The sequence below is a fragment of the Leeuwenhoekiella sp. H156 genome (assembly GCF_052218455.1).
Taxonomy (GTDB): Bacteria; Bacteroidota; Bacteroidia; order Flavobacteriales; family Flavobacteriaceae; genus Leeuwenhoekiella; species Leeuwenhoekiella parthenopeia.
The window spans coordinates 3,166,795-3,181,979 of sequence record NZ_CP197499.1; the positions used below are offsets into that span (position 1 = coordinate 3,166,795).

Here is a 15,185-nt window from a genome sequence, read left to right on the forward strand (position 1 = left end):
TTTTGGAATTGTTAAAGCTTACCAAAAATGAAAATGAAAACTACCCAAAGGGATATGAGAAAGACAAAACGCTCACATAAGATCCTTGCGTTATTTTTAAACGTGATCATGCTCAATGCATTGCTTCCATACAATATGCTTTATGCAAATAATAATGGACCTTACTCGCCCGAAGCAGCAGGTTTTGAACCGGTAGATGCTACGGATATGGTTAACTTGGCTACAGGGGATTTGAGTTATGTTCTACCATTATTAAATGTGCCGAGTCCTGAAGGAGGTTATCCACTTGCACTATCCTATCACGCAGGAATAGCAATGGATCAAGAAGCCTCTTGGGTAGGTTTGGGATGGACTTTAAATCCAGGAGCAATCAATAGATCAGTCAATGTTTATCCGGACGATTGGTACAATGCTAAAGTTGAAAATATTATCTATAATCAAGGACAGACTATCACTGATTTTCAAAGTACATTAAATTTAGGTACACAGGTGAGTTCACTTGCACTTAGTCTAAATTATAATACTAACAAAGGGTTTTACGGTTCTGTTGGATTGAATTTAGGACCAGTGAGTTATGATAGTGAAAAGGGAGTAGGGATTAGAGCAAATATGTACATTCCAGATACCAATATAGGCATTGGAGTAACAAAATGGTCAAAAACAGGAGATACATCAATAACTTTTTCGTTCGAAGAAAATAAATTAAGTGATTCTAAGAATGGATTGGGAATAAACATGAGTTCAGGAGGTATTGGATTTAATGCTTCATCTCAAGGTATAGGTAGTACAATGAGTGTTCCATTTCGCTCAAATTTCAGTAACAAATTAACCGCGAGGAGTTCCTTTGTTGGAAGTTTTACTTTTCAAGCTCCCTTTTGGGGAATAAGTTTAAACTACAAAAAAACGCATTATTCTCTCTATGATAGTAGCGAATTTCAAATTAATGGTGTTTTAAATCCATTTTCAGAAACAAATTTTGAAGTAGATAACGCTCATGATTTACACCTTAAAACTCATAAAATATTTGATGTTAATAATAATATTCCTGCATATGATAGCTATATGGTTTCAGCGCAGGGTATAAATGGTTTATTCTCTCCGAAACATTTGAAAAAGTCTTTTGTAGTTAGTGAATCGCGAGTTGGTACAAGGAGTTTTCAAAATGAAGATAACTATGAGGTCGAAAGATCAGTAAAATCATCGATAATTGATCCAAATAAAATTGGAGAATTTTCACTGAATAATAATATACATTTTTATTTTAATAACGTTCAATCGTCTTTTGTGGAGTCTACATTGCATAATAGAAATTTAAATATGCAGTTGGATAAGACCTTGCCAATATCGGATATTGATGATTTTTCATCTGACTTCAATACAAATTTAAACCAAAATGGAAAAACCTATAATAATTATGATTTAAACTCTAATCGTAAAACTGACGCTAATTTTATTGAAAGTTTTACAGTTGCAGAAATGCTTAATGGAAACGCAATAGAATCTGGTCTAGTAATTCATAAGTCCCCTTCAAAAAATGATGACTATTTAAATAAATTATTTGAAAATGTCAATAGTTCTGCAATTGGAGGCTTTAAAATAACTGTTTCCGATGGAAAGACATATCATTATTCCTTACCAGTATATCAACAAGAAGAATTTATTCGTGAATATGTAAATGAATTAGATGAATATGGTAATATTTCAAAAGATAATTCAAGTTCAGAATTTAGTGAAACTAGGAAATATACACCATACGCTACGCATTGGCTTTTAACTGCCATAACTGGTCCCGATTATATAAAAAACGATGTTAGTAGAAATTATCCAGATAACGATGATTTTGGCTACTGGATAAGGTTTGATTATGGAAAATGGTCTGACGGGTTTGCGTGGAGTGGAGAAAAAGTGATTAGGAAATATCTAAATACAAGTAGATATGCCTATGCAAACACTAGAAGAGGAGAATCTACATCAACTAGTGATGATGATTTACGTCCAAGCGAAAGACCCCCAAACTCAGAAATACATATCGAATCAAATGGTATAAAACAAGTATATTATTTGAATAAAGTTAAAACACGTAGTCATTCCGCTTTATTTGTTAAAAGTCTTCGAACTGATAGTAAAGGAAAAAATTTCAAGGTTGGAGAGAGTAAATATTCACCTAAAATATATACTGACGTTGTAAAAAGTATTAATACTTCACAAATGAATATCCAATTTGATGATGTGAAAATCAAACAATTCATTAATACCCCTTCTCAGAATTCATTAAAATTAGACAAAATTGTTTTACTTAAAAATGATGATGCTACAAATATTAATTGTGAAATAAATAATACTCTTGGAGTAAATGGAAGTTTTTGGATTGAAGAAGAATATGTACAAAGCAACGTTCTGGGTCAATATTATGGTACAACAAAAAGGAAGATACACGAAAGGAATTGGCAAACGGAGAATATGGGAAATATATTAGATGTAGATGATATAGATCCCGCGTTATTTTCAAAGGCAAAGAAAGTTATAGAATTTAAATACTCTGATCCAACTATTCAATCAAAAAACTCAATTTATTTGGATAAAATCTTGATAGGAGGAAAATCAGGAAAGAAATTAATACCACCTTATAAATTTAGTTATTATGATTTTAATTTTAATTTTCAGGACCAGGATGATGTATGGGGGTTTAATTCTATATATCCAAAAGCTTGGAGTCTTAAAAATATTCTTACTCCAACAGGAGGAAATATTTTTATAGATTATGAATCTGATTCCTATTATTCAATTTTACGCAAGGAAGAAAAGGGGCGTATTTCCAATTCTGATTTTCAAAGGGAGCAATTATTAGGTGGTGGATTGCGGGTAAAAAATATCCAATTAAAAGCAAGCGGGAAACTTAAGGGTAGGGAAGATTATTTTTATGAAAAATTTGGGACTGAATTAACTTCAGGTGTTTCTTTATATGTTCCAGAAAATGAGCCAAAAAATGTTGATTTACTGCCAATGCCACAGGTTTATTATGGTAACGTTCAAATTAATTCATATGGAGAGAATAATAAACTGATAAACAAAAAGCAATATGGATTTAATGTTTTTAGTCTTGAAAATATAGATTACTCAGATGATCCTACTAACCTCGATGAGTTTTTTAAGATAGAAAATTCTTTAGGAAGTAATTTAGGTCCTTTTGATGCCGGAGAGATTTTAAGAGATGGTAGTTATACCGGGAATAATGATAGATTTATGGATTTAAAAATATTAGACAAAAGAATTATTGATAACTTTCATACTATAGGATATCCAATCTTTCAAAAGAATTTTAATATTAATGATCAATTAATAACATCCAATTTCATCGAATTGTCCTCACCACAAGACATAAAATTGGGGAGAGTGGAAGAAGCTTATAATTTTATCGAAAAGCAGGAAGATTTTGTATTCGACTATAGAAATGACCCCATTTTAGGTGTATTACCAAATTGGGATGTTAATGTAAAACGAAGGAAAAGTGAATACCTCATAGGTACTATTATTAAAACTACTCTACCTGTGTCCGTAAAAAGATCCAGATTAATTTATAATTCTTTGATTGAGGAAAGCTTGGTTTCTGAATTTGATTTTAATACTGGCCAACCCCTTGAGACCTTAACCGAGACCAGTGATGGTTTGGAGATAAAAACAAAAGCAGTTCCTGCCTATACTAAATATCCTGAGATGGGCAGTAAGGTAGATAATCCCAGCAATAGGAATATGTTGGTTCAAAATGCGGGTAATCTCACCCAAATTAAGATTGGAAATGAATGGAAAACCATAGGGGCAGATATTACTACCTGGAACAATAATTGGGAGTATTATGATTATAAAGGAGGCAAGGAACCAAGTGTGTCAAACAATGATAAAGTATGGCGGAAGCATCAGACCTATGTTTGGAAAGGCCCTACAGATCCTTTGGATGGGAGTTATTTAGGATATTCCGGAGATTTTGATGGTTTTAAATGGGGCTTGGGTGATACACAGACTAATCCAGATTGGTTTAGGGTAAGCACCACTAAGACTTACGATCATTATTCAATGCCATTAGAGGTTTTTGATGCAAATGACAATTATGTATCGACTAAGATGGGGGATAAGGAGACTAAGGTGTTCTCTGTAAGTAATGCCCCATATATGGCTCATTTTTATTCAGGGGCTGAAGATTTGGATACCACTACGCGCTATTTTGGTGGTCAGGTAAGTACAGGAACAGGTACGAGTATTAATACATCAAATACCCATTCGGGTTCATCAGCAGTACAGGCCAATGCCAATGCCAAAGCTTTTATTGTAAAACCTATTTCCGGGGAGTACCGGGCAAGTGTTTGGGTTAAGAAGAATTCGGGATATGCCAATACGCGATTAAAAGTTGGTAGTGAGGCAGAGATCGCTCCGATTGCCCAGGAAACAGTCTTTGCCGGACAATGGGTGCAGTATAATTTTAAGTTCACCCAAAATAGCTCTAGCAGCGAGGTTTATGTATACAATAAATCAGCTACGGGAATATTTGATGATTTCCGGGTTTATCCGGTAGAATCTTCACTCACCTCCTATGTTTACAATGAGTGGGATGAGCTTACCCACATCTTGGGAGCCAACAACATGGGAACGCGTTACGAGTATGACGAAGCCGGACGCTTAAAGCGGGTTTTCGCAGAAGTACAGGATGAAGGGGGCAAGAGTGGTGGCTTTAAACTTGCTAAAGAGATCAATTACAATTACAAGCGGGTAGCTGAACTGGATACTAATGGTAATGGCATACTTGAGCCTGCGGAAACCTATGATCCCTTGTCCTTGTATTTACGGATGGACTATCCCGAAGATTATTACTCGTCGGAAGTTAAAGCAACGGCTTCTGGAGGAAGTGGAAACTATCAGTACCGCTGGGCACAAAGTACAGATCAAAATAATTTGACTTATGGCAAATGGACAAATCAAAGTGTGAACTTTAGTACAGTTAATTGCCCTAACAACGTCAATTATATTAAGTGTCAGGTAAAGGATATGGAAACCGGTAAAACATACGAAACCACAATCATCCATTTTAGAGCCTGCTCAGGTGGCGGAGGTGGTCCTATTTTGGAACCTTATGATGGTACTAATTAAAAATGGATACAAAGATGAAAAAAAGAATAGTTTTTATAGTACTGTCGGTTTTTAATTTAAGCATTCTCACCCTAAGTGGTCAACAGGTACTTCAACCCATCGACGAGCTTGATTGCGAGCCCGGGCAACCTACTGCGCGTTTTTACAGGGATAGGGACGGTGACGGGTTTGGAGACCCTAATTTTTATATTGATACTTGTGAAAGGCCATCGGGATATGTTTTTATAGCTGAGGATTGTAATGATAATGATGCTAGTATAAAACCTCGAACCTGGTATCCCGATAATGACAACGACGGATATGGAGTGAATTCTGGTGCCAAATTTAGCTGTTTGCAACCTCTTGGCAACTGGTCTGAGGTAAATGGAGATTGTGATGATTCTGACCCTTCAATAACTAATGAACTGACAGCCTATTACATTGACCGGGATAAAGATGGGGAAGGGGATGTAAATGCTACAGCCCTTATGCGTTGCAGTAACCCTTCCACTCAAACTACCTGGTACGCTACCACGAAGAAAGATTGTGATGATAATGACGCCTCAATTCAAATGAAGCGATGGTATCGGGATGATGATCAGGATCGTTTTGGAGACCCTAATAATTTTAAGGATCAATGTAGTGAACCCTTTGGAAATTGGGTATTGGATAATACCGATGCCTGCCCTGCTGTTCAGGATTTGAATACCGGTTGTCCACCTGCAGGGGCTACTGTTAATGAATTATGGAATACTATCCAGATTACGGAATATGACCGGGATGAAGTGGTTAAAGGAAAAACCAAAGCTTATTATGACGATTTAGGGAAGGTTGTTCAAAACCAATCTATAGATATTAAAACGGGAAAAACCTGGGCTTCTCAAACTCTTTACGATTCTCAGGGTAGACCTGCTGTGAAAACTTTGAGCGCTCCTACTAATGGTGATATACCTTCAGATTTTCTATACCGGGACGATCTTATTTTAGATGCCTCAGGCAACACTTTTGATCATGTCGATTTTGAGACCGGTGATCAGGATCCTGCGACAGTAAGTACTGCGGAAAATACCATTGGCTGGTATTATAGTACGAATAATGTAGATAACCCAACTGATAATTTAAAAAAGAATAGTTATCAGGATATAACCAACCGCCCTTACAGCCGTACCGTTTATAGTGAATTAAATCCGGGTAAAGCATTAAAATCTTTGGGAGGTAACAAAAAAGGAGGCGATTGGAAGCAAGGCTATTCGTTTACGATGAAAGCCGGTCAGGAGCTCAGTAGGTCCGTTGCTTTTGGAGATACCTATTATAACGATGTGAAAACCCTTAAAACAGTTGTACGTGATGTGCGCGGAGTTGAATCCGTGGTTTTTACTGATACCGATGGTAAAACCCTTGCGGCAGCACGTAGCGGGGAGGTAGGTGCACGCTCTTCTCAAGTCACCATAGGTGAGCAGGGTTATGTAGACATACACCACGTACCTGATGGAAGTGGATCAGGAGGCTTAAGCATCAGCAATACTTCCGGTGTGTCAATACAATTATTTAACCTTATTTCCGAAGAAACCACAACAGCCAGTAGCGCCTCCTTGAAAAAAGGTTTTTATCGGGTAGCTGTAACCAATCTGGATGCGTATACTCCCAATACCGTTACAATAACCTATAAAGAGAATTATTACGATTACAGCCTTAATGAATACGACAAGGCCGGCAGGCTTGTCAGTACTACTCAGCCCTTGGGAGATGAGCTCAAGAGTATTTTTAAATACAATTCGTTGGGTCAGTTGGAATATACCAGCAGCCCCGATGAGGGCGAGGCTTGGTTTAAATACCGTAAGGATGGCCAAATACGCTATTCTCAAAATAGTAAACAACGGGATCCGGATAAAAACAATAATTTTAGCGATGCCGAGTTCTCCTATACCAATTATGACAGCAAGGGGCGGCCGGTAGAAAGTGGTGTAGTTAAGAGTACAGTCTTTACAAACGCAAACCCGGATGGGGATTTACCATCAGGTACAAGATCTGAAGTACAAAGCACTGTTTACGATAAGCTTAGTTCAACGGACCTTAGTTTTTTGGCTAGTGTGCACAGCAGTTATGCAAGTCCGGGCTTTTTGGCGGGAAATGTAGCTAAAACCAACAATGCTAACAGTACGACCTATTACAGTTATGACGTATACGGGCGTGTGACCTGGATGGTTCAGACCATTGCCGGTTTGGGAACTAAAACTATAGATTACAGTTACGACCCTGTAACCAGCGAAGTACTTCGGGTAGACTATCAGAAGCATATTCCCACAGAGCGTTTCATTCACAAGTACACTTATAACACAGTGGGACAATTAACAGAGGTAAAAACCGGTGCCAGTGATGCAGACCTAAAAGTACAGGCAACTTACGATTATTATGAGACGGGAGCTTTAAGGAGAAAGGAGATTGGTAATGGATTACAGGGAATGGATTATGTGTATACCCTGGAGGGTGCATTAAAAAGTATCAACCACCCGGATCTTACAGCGGCCAAAGACCCCGGAGGTGATGACAACGATCTCTTCGGGATGACCATTCACTACAACAGCGACGACTATATGCGAACAGGCACACCAAAGCCTATAGATAAATCCGCTTTAGGTACAGATCAGTACAACGGAAACATCAAAGGGATAGAGTGGAAGACCCACGGAATGCCCAAGAGCAACTATTACTACGACTACAACCGTAACAACTGGCTTGAAAAGGCTGATTTTAATCTGGGTTTATCAAGTGACGGCACCCCGGCAGACCTAATTTTAGAATCTCCCACCAACGGAGACTATCGCGCCACAAACAGCATCACACTTAAACCCGGTTTTGTAGCTGCTTCAGGGACGAATTTCAGTGCGAGCATAGGGCCGGGGAGTAGTAGTGCTTACCGTGTAGAAGGAATTACCTATGATGCTAATGGCAATATCTTAAAGCTAAAGCGAAACAGTGCAACCGGGCAGATGGATAATCTTGACTACAAATATAAAGATAACACGAACCAGTTGGATTATGTGGATGATGTGGTAACCGGTAATGCTGATGCCAATGATATCAAAGACCAGAACCCGGGAAATTATACTTATAACAAAATAGGACAGTTGACCCATAATACACAGGATGGTACCACCTACACCTACAATACCGCAGGTCTGGTAACCGAGGTGACCAATGGTAGCCAGTCTGTACGTTTTGCCTACGATGATAAAGGCCAACGGGTCAAAAAGGAAGTGTGGAACGGCAGTACGTTGAGCTATACCTATTACTACGTACGGGATGCCGCAGGTAGTGTTATAGCTATATACACAGGTAATACTTTAGAACACCCGGTTTATGGAGCTTCGCGTATAGGCGTAGCCAAAAGAACCAGCCTAAACCAAACCAGTTTTGCAGATAACAACTATTTATACGAACTTACCGATCATTTGGGTAATGTACGGGCTGTAGCTCAAAGAAATGGATCACAGGCTGTTGCCATTGTAAAAACCGATTATTATCCTTTTGGGATGCCTTTACCTGGTAGGGATAATGACGGGAACCAATCGCAATACCGCTATAAATACCAGGGACAGGAAAAGGACTCGGAGACCGGTAAAGAAGCTTTTGAATTACGCCTTTGGGATGCACGAATTGGTAGGTGGTTAACGACTGATCCTTATGGGCAATATGCTAGTCCATACTTGGGAATGGGGAATAATCCAATTAATGGAGTTGATCCTGATGGTGGGCTATTTGGGTGGATACGAGCATCGTGGCACAAAATGTGGAATGGCGGTGAAGTATATAAAAATGATTTCGATCAATGGGTCTGGAATTCTGGAGTAGGAGAGATGGAGGGAAGTATGAATACTGGATATAATATAGATATTGGAACGAGTAGAAATTTTGGTTACGCGTTTTTAGGTAAAATAGAACACAATGTGACAGAATTAAGCATAACTCCTAAAATTGATTTTGGTGTTCAGGTGAGAAGGGATGGCGGAGCAAAGGGTTTTAGTAGCTCTTTAATAAAGTTTGATATAATATCAGCAAAATTTAATTTTTTAAATGATGATAGAAGCTTAGGTTTTAATTCTGAAATAGATTACTTTTTGAAAAATAATAAAATTAAAGGAAAGGCATTTTCAGCTTCAATAGAAAATGGTAGTTTTGATCAGAAGTGGGGATTGAAATACGAGGCGGAGTTTATACCATATGGAATTGTATTTGGACCAAGAGCTTCAACTCCAGTCTTACTCTTACCAAAAAGTTTAAATGTAATTCCAGAATTTGGGGGGGGGACACCATACACAGAGCTAAAAATCAGTAATAATGTTAGAGATAATTCAATAACTATTCATGGGGGTTTACAAGAGGATTGGGGACATACATACAATTATGGTCTATTAGGAATTGGTGGTAAAATTGATGTACGTTTTCAAGGATCTATAACTTGGAAGTTATGAAGCTTTTATTCTTAGTATTTTTAGTGTCCTGTATTTTTTTCAATACATATAGATCTTTTATGTATTTGAAAAAAAATAAAATTGATTTTGAAGAATTGTTTAAATATATAACCGATAAAAATTTGACATTAAGTAACTACGATTATGTTTACGAAGGTTTTCTGAATAAGATTAAAATTAATTTTTTTTTAATAGTCTTATTGATAATGATCAATATAATATTTAAATAGATAATAAGATCTAAAATTAGTGAGAGTGTACTTGCGTACATCTGTAAGTAATTACCCCGCTGGCGAGAGTCTGCGACTCATGCCATCAATCTTGGCAACATATAAACTTAGTTATGATTAAAAGTTTACTAGGTAAATTTTATTTTAATTATTAGAGGTATTTATTTGTTTCTAACAATTCCTATAAATGCACGGTTTTTATTCTTTGCTCAAAAAAGTACTTTTCCTTTTAATATTTATTCATTCAAGTTTTTGCCTTTGGTCTCAAAAAGAAGCTGCTATATGGTATTTTGGATATAATGCCGGGATGGATTTTAATAGTGGCTCTCCCGTTGCTTTATTGGATGGTCAATTAAGTACCACAGAAGGTTGTGCCACCATATCTAGTGCAAATGGCGAATTGCTTTTTTATACAGATGGCATTTCTGTTTGGGACCGTACCCACAATATTATGCAAGACGGTACTGGGCTTTTGGCCCATCCTTCTTCCAGTCAATCAGCTATTATCATACCCAAACCGGGTAATTCAGATTTGTATTATGTATTTACTGTGTATTACCAAGCCTTGGGTGGTTTAAATTATTCAGAGGTTGATATAACTGCTAATGGGGGTTTAGGTGCTATTACTCAAAAAAACATTGAATTAGATAATCAAACTTCAGAAAAGTTAAATGCCGTATTACACGCAAATGGTAAAGATGTATGGGTACTGGCCCATGATTATGGGAATAATGCCTTTCAGGCCTATTTGATTACGGAGAACGGGGTTTCAGTCAATCCGATTATTAGTAATGCGGGTACGGTGATTGAGGATCCTAATTTCGATCCTATAGAAAATGGTTCATTTATGACTTTAGGGACTATGAAGGTTTCGCCTGCCGGTACTAAATTAGCCGTCTGTCATTGGGGAGTAGAGGCGCAATTACTCGATTTTGATGCCTCAACCGGTAAGGTTTCTAACCCCGTTACACTTTCGGAAGGTGCCGAAATTTATTTTGGAGCCGAATTTTCACCATCGGGTAAAAAGCTTTACATCAGTACTCGTGATAACGTGTTCCAATATGATGTTACCGCTGCTGATGTTCGAAACAGTGAGTTTGAGTACTTTCCCAGTGAAATCTTTCCCAAAAGGGCAATTTATGGTTTACAACTGGGTATAGATGGAAAACTTTATATGGCTAATCAGGATCGCAAGGCCCTAAGTGTCATTAACTATCCCAATAAGACTGGTCTGGAAGCAGACCTGCGTTTGGATCAGGTTCCTACTCAAAATAGAACGGTTCGTTTGGGTTTACCCCCTTTCATTCAGTCCTATTTTAATGTAGGTCTTGATATTGAAAACTTGTGTTTTGGTGAAGAAACCCATTTTAATGCTGATTCCAGTTTAGAAATTGCAAGTGTTTTATGGGATTTTGGGGATGGATTTACATCAACAGAAGCAGAAACCACACATACTTACCACGCCCCGGGAACGTATCTTGTAAAACTTAAAGTTACAGCCCAGGACGGCAAGACCTCTGAACAGGAAGAGGAAATTACGATCTATACACCACCTGTTGCCCATAAACCTTCAGCAATTATAGAATGTAGAATCCAAAGAGCACAGGAAATAGATCTGCTGGCGAAGACAAATGAGGTTCTGAAGAATCAATCCGCTGGCGACTTTAATGTAACCTGGTACAAAACAGAAACCGATGCTTTAAATAAGCAAAACACTTTACCAGAGAACTACGAAGCTAATTTTGGTTCACAAGAATTAGTGGCACGTATTGAGAGTAGGGGAGCAACAGAATGTTATGCGTTAACAACACTTTATGTGGAACTTAGCCAGTCCCCCACACTTCAGGCAGTTTCAGATTGGTTGGTTTGTGCGCCAGGAGGGCAATATGATTTTGATTTCACACAAAAGCTGTCGGAAATTTTGGGTTCCAATGCAAGTTCAATTTTTGAAGTGTCATTTTACAGGACAGAAGAAGATGCTAAGGTTGCTTCAAATTCCATTAATGGATTATATGCTAATAAGCAGCCAAAGGAGATCATTTACTTCAGAATTGAAAATAAGAATAGTAAAGACTGCTATGCAGTTGGAAATTTTACCATACAAGTTTTTGATGAAATTTTAATCCCTGACCTGCCTGATTTATTGGTCTGCGATATAGATAATGATGGCTTCGCGTATTTTAATCTGAATGATCAAAATGAATTGATTTTAGACGGAAAGGATCTGAATGATTTTATGCTGAGCTATCACAGAACCTATGCAGATGCAAATTTGAACTTGAATTCCTTAAATCCTGTAGATTATCGAAGTGTAACGGCTAAGGAGCAAATGGTATTTGTGCGTTTACAGCATAAAATGGAAACTGCCTGTTTCGATATTAAATCTTTTAGAATTGAGGTAGTAGAGTCACCCTCACTTACAGATATCGCTGCTATTGAGCTATGTGATGCTGATAATGATTTAGTCGAATATATAGAGCTTACTTATAAAATACCAGAAATACTTGGAGGCCAGGATGAAAGTGTATTTGAAGTGAGTTTACATCTTACCCAGGAGGATGCAAACAGCGGCTCTAGTTCTATATCAAGTTATGAAGCAAAATTAGGTTTGAATGTGATCTTTTACCGTAAAGTAAATCGAACTTTAGATGATTGTGTTTTAACCGGGACATTTGATATACAGGTTTACAAAACACCCATGGCATTTAAGCCTGAAAATCTTGTTGTTTGTGCAGTCAGCGAGCAATTGAATTACCAATTTGATCTAAGTCAAAAGGATTTGGAAATTTTAAATGGTCAAAATCCTGATGAATTTAGGGTTAGCTATTATACTAATGAAGCAGATGCCATTGCTGGTGAAAATGCGCTAAATAGCTCAGATTATCGAACAAACCAACTGGAAACTTTAATTTATGCTAGGATAGAAAACCGTTTATATCCCGATTGTTATGCTCTAAAGGATTTTAATCTTTTAGTAAATAAAATGGCAGATCCTCCTTTAGAAAAAACGTATGTCATCTGTCCCGATTCTCCCGAATTACTGGTTTCAGGAGGTGATTATGAAACCTACACGTGGTATAATGAACTTGATAAACTCATTAGCACTAATTCCGAATTGAAGATTACAGAAACAGGTAGATACACTCTTGAAGTCTCTCAAAGTTTAGAAGGTGTAACCTGTTTTATGGATTTTGAATTTCAAGTTGATTCCTCCGGTGCTCCAGAAAGCTTTACTACTGAAATCAGTGGCTTTTCAGATCGACTAACCCTAAGTATCGATGCTAAAGGTGTTGGAGACTTTGAATATTCCGTCGACGGATTTAACTATCAAAGTAATCCTCAATTTACCATTTCCCCGGGGGAGTATATAGTTTACGTTCGCGATGCCTTAGAATGCCGAACGCTTACTAAGAATATAGTCGCTATAGGCTATTCTAAATTTTTCACTCCGAATGGTGATGGTTATAATGATACCTGGAATATTGAAGGAGCTTATAATTACGAAGACGCAAAAATTTTTGTAGTTGACCGCTTTGGTAAACTTTTAAAGCAGCTTAATCCGTCAGGATCAGGTTGGGATGGAACATTCTTAGGTAATCCTTTACCTTCATCAGAATATTGGTTTCTTTTTGAATATGATGGCGATAAAGTTCATAAAGGTCATTTTACTTTAAAAAGATAAGACTACAAAAACAATCGAGCTGAAGCAATAAATTATAACAGTATTTATATATTTTTATATTTATGAAAGCCAAAAATGTTCATTTTGATGTCCTAACTGGTGTCCTATTTTAGAATTTTATTAGTAAAGTACTGGTATTGAGGTGGTAAATTTGAGTTTTCGAATCCTGCCACCCCGACGAACCACATATAAGTGGAAACTAAAAGCCTGTTAATCTATTGATTTACAGGCTTTTTTATTTTATACCCTATCAATTGATAGGGTTTGATATCAAGCAGTTTAGTGAATGATTCGGTGAATACATTTTTAACCTCGATTCACTATCTTAGAAGGACATTTTGAAAGGTTTGACTCTCGTCTTTGAAAAACTAATGTTTCATTAAAAGACGCTCGAAATGCCTGATTTTACTACCTTTTCCGTATTATTCTTCACTAGAAAATTAAATCGGAACAAACCAGAATTGTCTATTTACGCCCGGATAACCGTAGATGGAAAATGCTCAGAAATGAGCTTAAAAAGAAAAACTTCAGTGAATAATTGGGACCCTTCCAAGGGAAGAGTCCGGGGAACCACAGCAAAAGCAAGAAATTTAAACAGTTATTTAGACCAGGTTTACTCCAAGTTGCTTGATGCCCATAAAAAGCTTTTGGATAAAGACTCGATTATCACAGCAGATCGAATCAAAGCTTATTATTTAGGTTTTGACGAGGATCATATGACGCTGTTGGATATCATTGAATATCACAATAACAAGATGCAAGGGGTTCTCAAATGGGGTACGCTTAAGAACTATTATACTACAGCGGAATACCTTTCCCGATTTTTAAAAGAAATCAAGAAAACTAATAATATATACTTAAAGCAAATCAATTATCAATTCATAACCGAATTTGAAGATTTCCTGCGTAAGGTTAAACCCAAAAAGGGACAGAAGCCCTGTGGGCCAAATGGAACGATGAAGCACTTAGAACGCTTTAAAAAGCTCCTGAACTTGGCTATTAAACTGGAATGGTTGGTTAAAAATCCATTCCACAGTTATTCTTTTAAATTTGAGAAGAATGACCGCCAGTTTTTAACGGAACGCGAATTGAGAAAACTGGAAGAGACCTATTTTAAGAGTGCATCGCTCGAACGGGTGAAAGACCTGTTTTTGTTTTCTTGCTATTCCGGTTTATCGTATATCGATTTGAAAGAACTGACCACAGATCAATTGGTCAAGGGAATGGACGGTAAAGATTGGATTTATACTAAGCGCGAGAAAACCCAGCAGTCGGTTAAAATACCCTTGTTGCACTCCGCAAATACGATTCTTAAGAAATATAGAGAACACAACATTTTACAGGATTCAAATGCGGTCTTTCCGGTGATCTCTAATCAGAAAATGAATAAGTATTTGAAAGATATCATGCTCGCTATTGGAGTTCGAAAGAAAATCACCTTTCACTCTGCCCGTCACACCTTCGCCACCGTGGTTATGTTGTCAAATGGTGTACCTATAGAAACCGTTTCTAAAGTTTTGGGTCATACCAAGCTATCTACAACTCAGATTTACGCGCGAGTTATGGAAGATAAGCTTAGCAAGGATATGGGAAGATTGGATCAGGTAATTATAGAGAAGAAAATGTGTGGTAATAATTAGTTTTAATTAGGAAAATGGATATTTTAATAAATTATCTTAAATC

4 protein-coding genes are annotated in these 15,185 nt (G+C 37.2%); all 4 read left to right on the forward strand.

The window, feature by feature from the left end; translation table 11 throughout:
* Positions 1 to 54 precede the first annotated feature (54 nt).
* The 4 genes from ACSSS3_RS13610 (at position 55) to ACSSS3_RS13625 (ending at position 15,142) form a co-directional block, all read left to right on the forward strand.
* On the forward strand, positions 55 to 5,139 hold the full coding sequence (locus ACSSS3_RS13610; RefSeq protein ID WP_442845082.1) for a hypothetical protein: 5,085 nt from the start codon (positions 55 to 57) through the stop codon (positions 5,137 to 5,139).
* Between the two features lie 14 nt (positions 5,140 to 5,153).
* A complete protein-coding gene (locus ACSSS3_RS13615; protein ID WP_442845083.1) occupies positions 5,154 to 9,590 on the forward strand; it encodes an RHS repeat domain-containing protein in 4,437 nt (1,478 codons plus the stop codon).
* A gap of 417 nt (positions 9,591 to 10,007) precedes the next feature.
* The gene (locus ACSSS3_RS13620; protein ID WP_442845084.1) at positions 10,008 to 13,502 is read left to right on the forward strand and encodes a T9SS type B sorting domain-containing protein; all 3,495 of its coding nucleotides are present in this window, start codon (positions 10,008 to 10,010) and stop codon (positions 13,500 to 13,502) included.
* Positions 13,503 to 13,897: 395 nt separating this feature from the next.
* Positions 13,898 to 15,142, forward strand: a complete 1,245-nt coding sequence (locus ACSSS3_RS13625) for a site-specific integrase (RefSeq protein ID WP_442845085.1) — start codon at positions 13,898 to 13,900, stop codon at positions 15,140 to 15,142.
* Positions 15,143 to 15,185 lie beyond the last annotated feature (43 nt).